This is a genomic window from Desulfatitalea tepidiphila (assembly GCF_001293685.1).
Classification (GTDB): Bacteria; Desulfobacterota; Desulfobacteria; order Desulfobacterales; family Desulfosarcinaceae; genus Desulfatitalea; species Desulfatitalea tepidiphila.
On the sequence record NZ_BCAG01000006.1, the window covers coordinates 536,853 to 550,788 of the forward strand.

Here is a 13,936-nt window from a genome sequence, read left to right on the forward strand (position 1 = left end):
CGGCCTTGGAACATGAGCGATTCTAACTGAATGCGGCTCATCAAATCCGGCCCGGGTAGGACAGGTGACCGATGCCACACGCCTTTCGGTCAAGAGCCAGTAAAATGCACGGCGGGCGGCCCAGAAACTCGCTGCGCTCAAACAGTCTGGGCCGCTTGTCCGCCGTTTGCATTTAACTGGCTCTAAGACCGCAGGCTCACGTGGCCCTGGCCACCTGTCCTACCCAGGCCTGCCTCAACCGTTGCCATGCGAATTTTTTTATCAAACGCCTTTGTAACGCACGCCCTTCAAGGTGAATCACATTCAATTAGAATTGCTGCCGGAACATACGACAGGACCGACGAAAGATGATATGGTACGGTCGTGGACATGACGAACCGCTAACGTCCCGAAGGCGACGACACCCATGGCGACTCGCTTGAAATTGCTCTTCCTGGAACCCTTTTTTGGCGGATCGCACCGCGAATTCGCAGAGGGCTGGATCGCCCACTCCCGGCATCAGATCGATCTGCTCTCCCTGCCGGCGAGCTTCTGGAAATGGCGCATGCGCGGTGCGGCGCTCCACTTCATCCGCAGGGTGCCGGACCTGGCCCACTACGACGGGCTCATTACGACCGATCTGATGAGCCTGTCCGATTTCAAGGCCCTCGCCGGTCCCGGTTGCCCGCCGGCCCTGGTCTATTTCCACGAAAACCAGCTCAGTTACCCCCTGGCTCCGGGCGAGCAGATGGACTTTCAGTTCGGTTTTACGGATATCACCACGGCCCTGGCCGCTGACCACGTGTTGTTCAACTCACACGCCCACCTGAAGACTTTCCTGGAGAGTCTACCTCGCTTTCTGAAAATGATGCCGGACCATGCACCCAAATGGGTCGTCGAGGAAATCCGCGCCAAGAGCGGCGTACTGTATCCTGGCTGCCGAATTCCCGCCGGCCCTGTCGCCCTCACGCCGCCCGATGCGCATCAGCCGCCGTTGATCATCTGGAACCACCGCTGGGAATTCGACAAGGATCCGGAAGCGTTTTTCCAGGCACTGGATGTCGTGTTGACGCACGGACACGACTTCCGGCTGGCCCTGCTCGGCGAAAGCGGCCGCGCGGCACCGCCCTGTTTTGCCGCGGCCCGGCAACGTTACGGCCGGCGCATCGTGCATTGCGGCTATTTGACATCGCGTGAAGCGTACTTGAATTGGCTTCGGCTGGGGCACATCGTGGTCAGCACGGCGATTCAGGAGAATTTCGGCATCTCCGTGGTGGAAGCCGTCCGCTTCGGCTGCATTCCGCTGCTGCCGGCGCGCCTCTCCTATCCAGAGATCATCCCTGCTGTCCATCACCCCCAGGTGCTCTACGACACCCCGGCCGCGCTGCATGAAAAACTCATCGAGCTGCTAACCGAATACCACCGCTTCGAACGGCTGCGCGCGGACCTGTCGTCGACCATGAGCCGATTTGCCTGGGCGCGCCGCATCGATCCCTTCGACGACCTGTTCGATATGTGGGTGGCAAAACGCGGTTCAATAAAAGATTGATCCATGCTTTCGCCGGGATGAGGGAGAAAGCGAAATTCCGTGTCCTGGGCGTACGGGTCGCACACCGCAAGGCGCACGGGATGAGCACGACCCAGTTATTGGGCTTCTCACGGTGCCGTCAATACTGTTTGCGCCGGCCGAACACCGACCCCAGCACATTGAAGGTGTTTTCCACCACGAAAATGGCGTTCTGATCGACGGTGAACACCATCTCCTCCAACTGCTTGAGGTAGATGTTGTTGGTGATGGTCATCAGGATATCCTGATCCTTGCCGCTGTAGGCGCCCTTGGCCTTGATGATCGTCGCCTGCCAGCCGCGCTCGAGCAGGGCCTGGGCGATCTGGGGATTGTCCTTGCTGATAATGTAGGTCAACTTGCGCTGGCTGAACATGGAAAGGACGTAGTCGAGTGAAACCGACGAAAGAAAGACAAAGATGACCGACGCGATAAACAGGTCGATGGAGAGGTGGGTCAGGGAAAAAGAAAAAAGCACCACATTGAAGATCATGTAAAACTTGCCGATGCTGAAGTTGAATTTCCGATTGAGCAGAATCGCCACCACGTCCAATCCACCACCGGATCCGAGGGAACGCAGGATGATGCCCGAACCGCCGCCGCAAATCACGCCGCCGGCCAGGGCGGCATAAAACTGCTCGTGGATCCCCAGGTCAAACTCGATCAGCTCGTAACAAAGCGCCACCGTGAAGATGGAAAGCAGGCTGTAGAGCAAAAATCTGCGGCTGAGAAACACCCAGGCCACGGCAAAAAGCGGCAGGTTCAGCAACAAACTCCAGGTACCGGCACTCAGAAAATCGGTGAGGTAATACAACAGCAGACTGGCGCCGAAAATACCCCCTGTGATGAAGCCATGGGCCAACACCACCGATTTGGCACCAAAGGCATACAGGGCCGAACCAGCGAGGATCAGCACGACATTCCAGAGCGGCGTATAGGCCAGGTCTTTGAACGAGAAGCGCTTGCGGTGCGTTTCGGGCGCCGGCACCGGCCGGGCAGCGGGTAACTCCTTTTGGGACATTTATATAACCATTTGTAATAATGAATGAATTATAAACCTTCGACCTTCATGCGGGCAACCTATGAACCCACATCCGGCTTGTCAAGCCCAAATGCGCGACCGCGGGGATTCTAACTGAATTCTATATATTAAATCCGGCGTGGGTGGACTAGGTGGCCGATGCCACACGCCAAGCGGTCAAGTGCCGCTAAGAATGCACAGCGGGCGGCCCAGAAACTCGCTGCGCTCAAACAGTCTGGGCCGCTTGCCCGCCGTTTGCATTCGAGCGGCACTAAGACCGCAGGCGTACGTGGCCCTGGCCACCTGCTCCACCCGCGCCTGCCATCTCCGTCGCAATGCGAATTTTATTATCAAACGTCTTTTGTAATGAATGCCCTTCAAGGTGAATCACATTCAGTCAGAACTACTGGCGCGACCCGAGCAATTCCAACTGAAAGGTATTCAGAGTCCGTCCACAAACAGGCAAATTGGGTTGAGATCTCATGGCCGCGCCGTGGGCCTACTTCGATCCCTGGCGATACTTGACGGCCAGGATGAGCTGATTGCGGAGCATGCTCAGGTAGCGGTGCGCCTCGTCACTGACCGGTTGACCGGCTTGATGGCGGTCGGCATAGAAGGCACCGATGCAGACGTTTTGTACCTTTATCGGCATAAACACAAAGGCTGGCGCATCGATGTGGGTGCGATACCAGGCTGGGAGCAGGCGAACGGTTTTGTCATCGTGGGCGTCGGCCACGATCAGATCCTTACCCGATGCAATGGACAAATTGAACAGATCCCGACCGGAGGAAACCTGAAAACCGACCTTGTGGGCCAGTTCATCGCTGCTGAGGCCATATCCGAAGCGTATGGTCATCGTACGGCCATCTCCTTCCCGGGCGAACATAAGAGCGCGGTGAAAGGCCAGTGCCCGGTAGAGAATTTCAAGACTCATCAAGGCGACGTCGTTGACATCGAAATCGGCCATCAGGGCCTCTGAAATCTCCTGAATACCCGCCAAAATCACGTCCTTGGGACTCAAGACCGCCGGGTCGCCGCTCTCTTCCTTGAATGCCAATCCATCGGTCAACTGGTGGCTTTGAGACTCCGGCAAAAGCGACGCTTCAGCCTTCACATCCGGGAGTGCCGCTTCGGCGGTTTCGCAGCCCCTGGCCAGATGTTGGATGAACGCGCTGTTCTCGATGCTGAAATTCAATGCCTGGGCATGCCGTCGGACGCTGTCGATGGAGTCGAGGACCAATGTCTGGAGTTTCCGCCTGGTCAGCTTCACCCTGTCCTTGTAGCGGTCGAGCAAGTTTTGCCACTTGCGATCGTCGCCGGTCAACTCCCCTTGCTCGATCAGTTGCCCCAAGGCTTTCACAAAACCCGACACCACTCGCAGTTGCGTGGGAGCCTTGCGCCGGCCGCGCAAATCGTCCGAGGTCAGGGGCTGCAATCCTTCGCAGATTCGATCGGGAAAATTCCATTGCCCGGCCACGGCCGTTCCCAAAGCTTCGTAGGTCACCCCGCAGGCCGCTTTGACCGCCTTGGTTTCGCCGTGGCCGTGGGCGGCCATCCAATCCACGACCTTCTGATATTCATCGGGCAAATAGTAAATCATCACCAGTTTGCCCAATTGGGTCAACATGGCGCACACGAACGCCTCTTCGGGGTCGATGGCCGCACCCGCTCCCGCGATCTCCCGGGCCACCACCCCGGCCCAGAAAGAAGCGATCAGCGTCTCTTTCAAATCGGCCGTGTGGGCCTTGCCCTGGAAATGGTCCAGCAAGGCCAGGCTGATGGTGGCCAGCCGCACCCGCTCGTACCCCAGCACCACCACGGCCCGTGTAATGGTGGTCACCTTTCCGGCGACCAGGCCGTAGTAGGCCGAGTTGACCAGCTTGAGCAGCTTGTTGGTCAGGGCGTAATCGTTGAGGATCAGATTGGCCAGGTCTGAGGCATCGCAGGCCTCCTGGCAGAGGGACAATTTTTGATTGATCTCAACGAGGTACTTCGAAATACTGGGAAACTCCTCGGTCCGCCGGATACGTCTGAGCATACGCGTCAGCGGAGTCTCCGGGGGTTTGTCACCTTTTACCGACGCGTTCGAGCCGGCCATGACCCTTTTCTGTTTCACTACCATTGGTATTTTCTGATCTGCATATTCGCGTCGGGTATATTTACCCGGTAAATGGTTCGACTATCTGCCGGCCCGCTCACGGCCTAAACGTGCCCGCCCGCCACCGGCAACCGCATCTAGTACATATCGGCCGATTCGTGTGGAAGTTGACCGCTTTCGCAGGCACCATGTTCGCCCCGGCGGCCCGCCATGGATTGACAATGCGGGCCACGGTGGCCATCTTCACAACACCGCATGTTTCAGTGCCTTCCGTGAAAGCGAGGGATCCCATGCTCACCGATACCGGGATCACAAACGAAAACGATCTGCTGCAAAAGATCATGCAAGGGACGGCCGGGGCCGTTGGCGCATCGTTTTTCCGCGCCCTGGTCAAAAACCTCAGCCATGCCCTCGGCACCCACGGCGCCTGGATCACCGAATACCGGCCGGATACCGGGCATCTGCACGCGCTGGCCTTCTGGATGGGCAACGGTTTTGTCGACCACTACGAATATGATCTGGCCGGCACACCCTGCGAAAACACGATCAAAAACAAGACCCATCTGCACATCCCGGACAACGTGGTCCGGCTCTTTCCAGGCGATCCCGATCTGGCAGCGTTCAATGCGGTCAGCTATATGGGCTTTCCATTGATCGGCCCCGACGACCAGGTCCTGGGCAACCTGGCCGTCCTGGATACCAAACGTATGCCCGAGTCCTATCGGAACTTGGCCCTGTTCCGCATCTTTGCAGCCCGCGCCACGGCTGAAATGCTCCGCCTCCGGGCCGAGGCCGGGATGCGTGCCCGGGAGGAGACCCTCTCCGGCGTATTCAACGGAGCCATGGACGCCATCATCGAACTGGACCATGCCTTCCACATCGTGATCCTCAACCCGGCTGCCGGGCGCATGTTCGGCTGCGGCCGGGATTCATGCACGGGGAGGTCCTTCGGGCAATTGATCGCAAAGGAGGACTTCCAACGATTGCAGCAAATCGTTCGCACACTCGATGCACACAGCGACAGCAAACGAAGCATCTGGGTACCCGATGGCCTGAATGCCCTGGGCCCGAATCGCCTTCCCATTCGCACCGAAGCGACCCTCTCGCTAATCGAGATTCACGGTCGACCCGGTTATGTCCTGATTCTCAGGGACGTGAACGAACGCTTCGAGGCCCGCCGGCAGATCGAATCCCTCAGGGACGAAGCCGCTTACCTCAAGGGTGAAATTCAGCAGATCTACGACTTCGGCCAAATCATCGGCCAAAGCCAACCCTTCCGGGAAACCCTCGAACTGGTGGCCGAAGTGGCGCCCACCGATTCAACGGTCCTGATCATCGGGGAGACCGGCACCGGCAAGGAGCTGATCGCCCGGGCCATCCATGCGGCCAGTTCCCGCAAAGAGGGCCCTTTGATCACGGTCAACTGCGCCGCCATACCGGACATGCTCATGGAAAGCGAATTCTTCGGCCATGAAAAGGGCGCCTTCACCGGTGCCACCCAGCGCCGGGAAGGTCGATTCGGCCTGGCCGACCGCGGCACGCTTTTCCTGGATGAGGTGGGTGAGCTGAACCGCGAACTGCAGGCCAAGCTTCTGCGCGTCCTGCAGGAGGGCGAATTCACACCCGTAGGCGGATCGAGCACCCGCCGCGTGGACGTGCGCATCATCGCCGCCACCAACCGCGACCTCTCCCGCGCCGTCGGCGAGGGCCGCTTTCGCACCGACCTGTTCTACCGTCTCAACGTGTTTCCCATCCGTGTTCCCCCGCTGCGCGAGCGGGAGGCCGACATCGGCCTGCTCGCCGAACACTTCGCCGCCAAATACGCCGCGCGGATGAAACGGACCATCGCGCCGTTGAGCACCGAAGTTATCGAAAAATTGAAAGGCTACGACTGGCCCGGCAACGTGCGCGAGCTGCAGAACGTCATCGAACGCGGCGTGATCACCGCACGCCACGGGCATCTCCGGCCCGATCCTTTGCTGCCACGACGCCCAGCGCCCCCGCCGGACTCCGCGCCGCCCGCCGACGGCCGGGCCCATCGCCGGGTAAGGACCGTGCGCGAACTGCGCGAGCTGGAGCGCGGTAACATTCTGCTGGCCATGGAAAAGTCGCGCTGGCGGGTATCCGGTCGGGACGGTGCGGCCCGGCTCCTGGACATGCCGGCCTCGACCTTGCAGTCACGGATGAAAGCCCTGGGCATCCAAAGGCCGCCGCGGCCCAACGGTTAACGATTTCTCGTCAAACCCACTCGCGACATCTCGCCACTCACGACATTCCGTCACCCAGACCACCGCTTCCGGAATCCCGACAACTACCCAATATAATTTGCCTTTATTGCATATCGGCCGGTTGGCACGGCGAATGCTCAAGAACATGTCAAGCGGTATGAAATCAACCCAACGAGCAACCCTACAAGGGAGGAATAGATTATGACAAATACAGCCGTCAAAGCCGAAAGGCCGAATGTCGTCAATGGGGTCAATGTCGATGAATTGTTCGGTACCATCGATGCCGTCAAGACCGCACCTGTCATTGCCAAGTTCAAATTCAAAGCGGAAAACCAGTGGGTGGACGGCGGCCACAATCGGACCACCATCAAGAACTTCTACGGCACCCAGCAGGAACACCAGCGCCGGGAGCCGTTTGTGCTGGATGCCGACGAACCGCCGATCCTGCTGGGCCGGGACATGGGGCCCAACCCCGTGGAGTACGCCCTGACCGCCTTGGCCGCATGCGTCACCTCCTCCATCGTCTACCATGCGGCAGCCAAGGGAATAACCATCCGCGCCATGGAATCACGCCTGGAAGGCGATATCGATCTTCAGGGGTTTCTGGGGATTCGGGATGATGTGCCCCGCGGATACCAGGAGATCCGGATGTACGTCACCATCGATGCCGACGCATCCCCCGAAAAGCTCGCGGAGATCGTGGCGCTGGGACCGCAATACTCGCCGGTCTTCGACACGATCACCCGGGCCGTACCGGTGAAGGTGCAGTTGGAGAAATAATTCTGGACCGGCCGTATCGATCCGATGCGGCCGGTTTGCCTCCCAGCCTAATCCAGAAGTGCGATCGTCCTGAAGCCCACGTCAACGAACCCCTCCCAGGCCTGGCGCTGCAAGGGGGGGGCGATGCCGCCGTCGCGCGGCCACGAGGCGATTCGGCTCGTCAAGCGGTCGTCTCTTTTATCCGCCCTGGCGACTATCCACTCCTTGTTCACATCGACCGATGCCCCAAACGCCGTACCACTGGAAAGCACAGGACTGCCGCCCGCATCGTTCGGCAGGGACGTCATCATATGCGCGTGCGGGTCCGGGGTCGATCCTGAACGGTCGAGCGTCCCTCCGGCCGGCGACGGTGGATAAGCGGTCATGATTGCGCGCCACTGCACCAAGTCCGGCAATTGTTTCCGGTAATGGCGTGCGTAGGCGCGCGCGCCAAGCCAGGTGACGCGCACCACCGGTCGGGCCGCCCAGCGCGCATCGCGAAGCTGGAAAGAGCCGTTCTGGTAGATCACCTGTTCGTGGGGGGCACTGCCGTCCCCCAGGTAGATCCATATCTCTTCCCCGTGCTTCACCACGCCGTCGGCCACGCCCAACCGGTCCGCGACCGAATTCAAAAACTCCAGGTAGTGGTGAAAGGTCACCGGAGAGAGATCGGTGTAGAACGCGGGCCGGTCGGCTGCGGCCGGAACCAGGTGCATGGTGCGGCCGTCGGCGGCCAAGCGGGTCGGTGCCGGCTTGCCGCGATCTTCCCGGGCTGAACCGGCCGGCGCTTGAACGGCCCGCTGATTTGGCGCCGACGGCCGCCCTTCGAGGAGGCCGAAGAGATGGTACGCCGTCATGGCGGCCACCGCCAGCACGGCGGCGACGATTCCCGCCCAGATCCATCGTACCATGGGAGGTGCCGGGAGCGCGGCAGCGCTGATTTCGCACTCCCGGGCTTTAAGGGCCGCCGCCACGTCCAATTGCAACTCTGCGACGCTTTGATGCCGCAGATGCTTCTCTTCGCTGGTGGCCCGGCGAATGATGCCGTCGAGGGCGACCAGCAGCGGCGTTCGGGGATCATCCAATCCCACCGATTTGAACGGCAGCTGTTTGGGATCCATTCTGCCATGGATCGCCTCGAAAAGGATCTTGCCCAGGGCATAGATATCGGCCTCGCGCCCCGCCCGCCGAAAATCGGAAAACTGTTCGGGCGCCATGTAGGGCCAGGTCCCCTTGACATCCCAGGAATTGGATACGGCTGGCATCTGCATGGTGCGGGCCAGACCGAAATCTGCGATCTTGGGCGTTTCCCCATCCATGAGAATGTTTTCGGGCTTCAGGTCGCGGTGGACAATGCCGAAGCCGTGAATCGCCTGCACCCCCTCCAGCACCTGCAGGAAGTATTCGCGCAGCCAAACGACCAGCAGCGCTTCTTCGTCATCGAAACCCGTTTCGGACATGGTGTAGCGAAACGTATTGCCCGGGATGTACTCCATGGTAATGTACGCCACCGGTATCTGACGGCCGCCGCGCTGCACGGCCACCGAACCATAGTCGTAAATCTGGAGCACATTGGGGTGGCGCACCCGGGCCATGACCTGTACTTCCCGCTCGAAGCGGCCGAAGGCCGTCTCGATCTCTTCCGGATTTTCCTCCAGTTCCTGGAGCAGATTCTCCGAAATCAGTTTGATGGCCACATCGCGCTTGAGATTGAGCTGATGGGCGCGATACACTTCGCCCATGCCGCCCTTGCCGATGCGCTCCATCAGCAGCCACTTGCCTTCGATCACGCTGCCGGTATCGAAGAGCGGTGCCGCATCGGATTCTTGTATGGGTTTAGAAGCCGTCATGTTCCTTCACGGTCACGATCAAGGCGGTCACGTTGTCCGCTGTTTGTCTCTCCAGGGCCGCGGCCACCAGCGCCTTGGCCGTTCGGTCGGCATCATGGCCACGGGCCAGCACGGTGGCGAGCACCTCGGGCGTCAGGACGTTGTGCAGGCCGTCACTGCAGAGCAAGAACCGGTCGCCGGCCTGAATCCGATCGATGCGGTGGTCCACATGCGAGAGAGGTTCAATCGTTCCGACGACGTTGGTCAACAGGTGGCGCAGCGGATGCAGATGGGCGCTTTCCGGATCCACTTCCCCCTCGAAAATCATCTCCTGAACGAAGGTGTGATCGGTCGTCAGGCAGGTCAAATGCTCCCGGCGCCAGCGATAGATCCGGCTGTCGCCCACGTGGGCGACAATGCTGCAGTTCGTTGTCAGCAGCAGGCAGGAGAGCGTGGTGCCCATGTGGCACAGGCCTTTCCGGCCAGACGCCATGCGGCGCACAAGACGATCGACGCGCAGGACGGTTTCGACCAGATGGCGCTCGAGCGCTGCGGCCGTCCACGGCGGCGCTTCGTTCAGCGGCCGCTGGTAGAATGCGTTCAGCGCCCCGCAGGCAAGAGCGCTTGCTAAGCCGCCACCGCTATGCCCGCCCATGCCATCCGCCACGGCCACCAGCCGGCCTCTGGGGTTTTCGCCCTCCACAGCCGCGGGCGGAGAAATAAACACGGCGTCCTCGTTGTCGGCGCGAACCAACCCGATGTCGGTGCAAAATCCCATATCCAGCTCGAGACCGGCGGTAGAAGCACCCATCCGGCCGCCGCCTCCGGGGCTAACCGCAACAGCCGGCATGTCGTCGCTCCTGCGGTGCACCGGAGGACTGGACCACAGCCGTTATGGCCGGGGTCAGTTTGCGGCTCAATCCCGGGCTGCGGCCCAGGTGGACCACCGCCCACACACTAGCGACCAGTCCCGCGAAAGCGCCAATGATCCCCCCGCTGCTGTCCCATCCCAGCCAGCCGCCGATCCACAACCCACCAAAAGCCCCCAGAATCAGCCCTGCGATAGGCAGGAGATAGAAGAGGGCCGCCCCTTGATAAACAGAAGCGGCGGGTAGCGAAATCTTAACCAGGTCGCCGCTGCGAGCGTTGATGGGATTGATCACCCGGCTCTCCACCCTCGAATCGGTCAGGCAAGTCCGACATCCGCCGGCACTGGAATGACAACCGCCGCATCCCCCTTTCCGGTCGGTCACCACCCGGGCCCAACCGTTCATCTCATCCTGCAGTACGATCCCTATTCTTTCGGCCATAAGACACCTTCCCTACTCCGCCGACGTCCGGCACGATTATCAACAAAGGCCCCATGAAGCTCTCCCAAGTGTCCGAACCCGCCTTGTATGCGCCGATGCATGAGCATAGGCATCGGAAGGCAGATGAACAACAATTGCTTAATTTTCATAGGAGCACCATTCATGCCATTTTGGTGGACGCGAAGACATCAACCTCTATTCCTACCGGTTAAGCGGCTTCCTATGAAATTTTAGAGATGCGTTGCGAGGTTGAAAAAAGGCGAGCCGGGTAAAAAACACACATCAATGGACCTGTCAACCCGATAACTGTGTAAAAATTTTACAACCCAGACGAAATCAAGATGCACCAAGCCTTAGGATTCATGTCCATTTTACGATGCGTTTGCCTCGGACCACACCCAACGAGCACTTCCGGGCCTTGAAATGACTGTGTCATGGCACATTTTGTGTTTAACATTTTTTCATAATGCTTCTCGTGTGACATCGATTCCGGCCGCATGTCGAGCAACGGACTATCAAGTTTCAAGACGCCTGCTTTCACAACATCGAGATCTTGCCGCTTCTGCTTCTGTTCGTGCCGCCAGCCCTGGACTTGAATTCCAACGGGCTGTTCGCGTTGCTGTTATCCGACTGTTTTGCGATGGATTTCTGTGACGAGCACATTCACCGAACAGCCTTGAGATGCCCGGATCGGGAGTATAGAGCATAAAAAAAGGGAGAAAAAAATGAAGAGCCAATCCGAATTGACATCATTGACAGCGGACGGTGAACAGCTTGTCGATCCTGTTTGCGGAATGAGCGTGGATCAGCCGTCCGAAACACTTTCCTATAAGTACGAAGGACAGACGCATTTTTTCTGCAGCACGCACTGCCTGAAAAAATTCAGGTCGAACCCCGCTCAGTACACCGATGCCTCCGTAGAAACGGATCGTCAGTCCGATACCGGAAGTGAATCGGCCAAAGGCGCTGTATACACTTGTCCCATGCATCCAGAAGTCCAACAGAATGGGCCTGGTGACTGCCCGATCTGCGGCATGGCCCTGGAACCTCGGACATCAGCGCCGGAAGAGGAAGAAAACAGAGAATACCTGTACATGCGCAGCCGATTCTGGGTAAGCGCCGTATTGAGTCTGCCGCTGGTGTTGATTGCCATGCGCGATATGCTCGGGCTGGCCTGGCTGGATGCCACGGCGGGACCGGATATCTTGCATTGGTCGGAATTCGTACTGGCCACACCGGTCGTCTTATGGGGCGGATGGGTTTTTTACATTCGCGCCTGGAAATCGGTGGCGACCCGGCACCTGAACATGTTCACCCTGATCGGTCTCGGCACGGGGGTCGCTTATATCTACAGCGTGGTCGCACTGCTTGTCCCGCAGATCTTCCCGGCATCCTTCCGAGACCAGAATGGAACGGTGGGCGTTTACTTTGAAGCAGCGGCTGTGATCGTAACGCTGGTGCTGTTAGGACAGATGCTCGAACAACGCGCCCGCAGCCGCACCGGCGCCGCCATTAAAGCGCTCCTGGGCTTGGCGCCCAAAACCGCCCGGCGCATCGATGCCGAAGGTGCGGAACAAGACATCCCCCTCGATCAGGTCCAGGCCGGAGACAAGTTGCGGGTGCGCCCCGGCGAAAAGATCCCCGTTGACGGCAAGGTCATCGACGGCGCCAGCAATGTGGACGAGTCGATGATTACCGGAGAACCCGTTCCGGTGGAAAAAAATAAAGGCGCCAGAGTCATTGGCGCCACCGTCAATTCAACCGGCTCGCTGATCATTCGGGCCGAAAAAGTCGGCGCCGATACCGTCCTGTCGCAGATCGTCCACATGGTGGCCGAAGCCCAGCGGAGCCGGGCGCCGATCCAGAAGCTGGCTGATATGGTGGCCGGCTATTTCGTGCCGGCCGTGGTGGCTGTGGCAATCCTCGCGTCCGCCGCCTGGGCTTCGATCGGTCCGGAGCCGCGCATGGCCTATGCCTTGATCGTGGCGGTGTCCGTTCTGATCATCGCCTGCCCCTGCGCCCTGGGCCTGGCAACACCCATGTCCATCATGGTGGCGACCGGCAAGGGGGCTTCCTTCGGGGTCTTGTTCAAAGACGCCGAATCCATCGAGACCCTGCGCAAGGTGACCACGCTCGTGGCGGACAAGACCGGCACCCTCACCGAAGGCCGGCCGCGGCTAAGCGAGGTGGCGGCCGTCAATGGCTGGGATGAAGGCGATGTGCTCTCGTTGGCCGCCAGCCTGGAGCGGGCCAGCGAGCATCCTCTTGCGGCGGCCATCGTGGAGGGCGCGGAAGCAAGGGGTGCCGGGTTCAAAGAGACAACCGAATTCCGCTCTCACACCGGACGCGGCGTTTCCGGCGTCATCGATACCAAGAAAGTGCTTTTAGGCAATGCCAAGCTGCTGGAGGAAAACAGTGTGCTCACGGAGGCCCTGGACGCCAAGGCTGAAGAGATGCGCGCCGGGGGCCAGACCGCGATGTATCTTGCGGTAGCGGGCGAACCGGCCGGCCTGGTCAGCGTGTCGGATCCGATCAAGGAGACCACGCCGGAAGCCATCGAGCGACTGCACGCCGAAGGCATCCGCATCGTGATGCTGACCGGCGACAACCGGACCACGGCCGGAGCGGTGGCCGCCAAACTGGGCATCGACGACTTTGTGGCCGATGTGCTGCCTGAAGACAAGGCCGACGCCATCAAGCGCTTCCAACAGGACGGGCAGGTGGTTGCAATGGCCGGCGACGGTATTAACGATGCCCCGGCGCTGGCCCAATCGGACGTGGGTATCGCCATGGGCACGGGCACCGACGTGGCCATGGAAAGCGCCCGCGTCACACTGGTCAAAGGTGACCTGCGCGGCATCGTGCGCGCCCGTCTGCTCTCCAAGGCGACCATGCGTAATATCAAACAGAACCTGTTTTTCGCTTTTGTTTACAACGCCCTGGGCGTCCCCATCGCAGCCGGCGTCCTATACCCGATTTTCGGCCTGCTGCTCTCGCCCATGATTGCAGCGGCCGCCATGAGCCTCAGTTCCGTATCGGTCGTGGGCAACGCACTGAGACTTCGCAGAATCGAGCATTGATCGTTTCACAAAGGAGCCCGCCATGAATGGCATCACCGTCGCCACCAAAAGCTGTCAACACTGTGCCA

General features: G+C 59.8%; 9 protein-coding genes. 4 read left to right on the plus strand and 5 right to left on the minus strand.

Going from position 1 to position 13,936, the window contains the following annotated elements:
• Positions 1–406 precede the first annotated feature (406 nt).
• Positions 407–1,528, plus strand: a complete 1,122-nt coding sequence (locus tag DFT_RS22325; RefSeq protein ID WP_235506305.1) for a tRNA-queuosine alpha-mannosyltransferase domain-containing protein — start codon at positions 407–409, stop codon at positions 1,526–1,528.
• Between the two features lie 118 nt (positions 1,529–1,646).
• Here the strand turns inward: DFT_RS22325 and DFT_RS22330 are convergent, their stop codons facing one another.
• Positions 1,647–2,564, minus strand: a complete 918-nt coding sequence (locus tag DFT_RS22330) for a YitT family protein (RefSeq protein ID WP_083453712.1) — start codon at positions 2,562–2,564, stop codon at positions 1,647–1,649.
• Positions 2,565–3,063: 499 nt separating this feature from the next.
• Positions 3,064–4,602, minus strand: a complete 1,539-nt coding sequence (locus DFT_RS22335) for an HDOD domain-containing protein (protein WP_054033478.1) — start codon at positions 4,600–4,602, stop codon at positions 3,064–3,066.
• Positions 4,603–4,952: 350 nt separating this feature from the next.
• Here DFT_RS22335 and DFT_RS22340 point away from each other — a divergent pair, with 350 nt between their 5' ends.
• Together DFT_RS22340 and DFT_RS22345 are read left to right on the plus strand one after the other, a co-directional pair.
• Positions 4,953–6,890: a sigma-54 interaction domain-containing protein gene (locus DFT_RS22340; RefSeq protein ID WP_054034123.1), complete on the plus strand. Its 1,938-nt coding sequence runs from the start codon at positions 4,953–4,955 to the stop codon at positions 6,888–6,890.
• 201 nt (positions 6,891–7,091) lie between these two features.
• Entirely contained in the window at positions 7,092–7,670 is a 579-nt protein-coding gene (locus DFT_RS22345; protein WP_054033480.1) for an OsmC family protein, read from the plus strand.
• Between the two features lie 47 nt (positions 7,671–7,717).
• Here DFT_RS22345 and DFT_RS22350 read toward each other — a convergent pair whose 3' ends face one another.
• The 3 genes from DFT_RS22350 to DFT_RS22360 are packed head-to-tail and all read right to left on the minus strand — an operon-like array spanning position 7,718 to position 10,788.
• Positions 7,718–9,499, minus strand: a complete 1,782-nt coding sequence (locus DFT_RS22350; RefSeq protein WP_054033482.1) for a serine/threonine-protein kinase — start codon at positions 9,497–9,499, stop codon at positions 7,718–7,720.
• Complete coding sequence (locus DFT_RS22355) at positions 9,486–10,289, minus strand: PP2C family protein-serine/threonine phosphatase (protein WP_161807232.1); 804 nt, start codon at positions 10,287–10,289, stop codon at positions 9,486–9,488. Before DFT_RS22355 ends, DFT_RS22350 begins: the two co-directional genes overlap by 14 nt.
• 19 nt (positions 10,290–10,308) lie before the next feature.
• The gene (locus tag DFT_RS22360) at positions 10,309–10,788 is read right to left on the minus strand and encodes a SoxR reducing system RseC family protein (protein ID WP_054033486.1); all 480 of its coding nucleotides are present in this window, start codon (positions 10,786–10,788) and stop codon (positions 10,309–10,311) included.
• A 725-nt stretch (positions 10,789–11,513) separates the two neighbouring features.
• Between DFT_RS22360 and DFT_RS22365 the strand changes: the two genes are divergently transcribed.
• Positions 11,514–13,868, plus strand: a complete 2,355-nt coding sequence (locus tag DFT_RS22365; protein ID WP_054033488.1) for a heavy metal translocating P-type ATPase — start codon at positions 11,514–11,516, stop codon at positions 13,866–13,868.
• The last annotated feature ends 68 nt before the right edge of the window (positions 13,869–13,936 follow it).

Coding starts and splice junctions, on each gene's coding strand:
- DFT_RS22330 (WP_083453712.1), bottom strand. CDS start 2,564: ATGTCCCAAAAGGAGTTACCCGCTGCCCGGCCGGTGCCGGCGCCCGAA.
- DFT_RS22350 (WP_054033482.1), bottom strand. CDS start 9,499: ATGACGGCTTCTAAACCCATACAAGAATCCGATGCGGCACCGCTCTTC.
- DFT_RS22345 (WP_054033480.1), top strand. CDS start 7,092: ATGACAAATACAGCCGTCAAAGCCGAAAGGCCGAATGTCGTCAATGGG.
- DFT_RS22325 (WP_235506305.1), top strand. CDS start 407: ATGGCGACTCGCTTGAAATTGCTCTTCCTGGAACCCTTTTTTGGCGGA.
- DFT_RS22355 (WP_161807232.1), bottom strand. CDS start 10,289: ATGGGTGCTTCTACCGCCGGTCTCGAGCTGGATATGGGATTTTGCACC.
- DFT_RS22365 (WP_054033488.1), top strand. CDS start 11,514: ATGAAGAGCCAATCCGAATTGACATCATTGACAGCGGACGGTGAACAG.
- DFT_RS22335 (WP_054033478.1), bottom strand. CDS start 4,602: ATGCTCAGACGTATCCGGCGGACCGAGGAGTTTCCCAGTATTTCGAAG.
- DFT_RS22360 (WP_054033486.1), bottom strand. CDS start 10,788: ATGGCCGAAAGAATAGGGATCGTACTGCAGGATGAGATGAACGGTTGG.
- DFT_RS22340 (WP_054034123.1), top strand. CDS start 4,953: ATGCTCACCGATACCGGGATCACAAACGAAAACGATCTGCTGCAAAAG.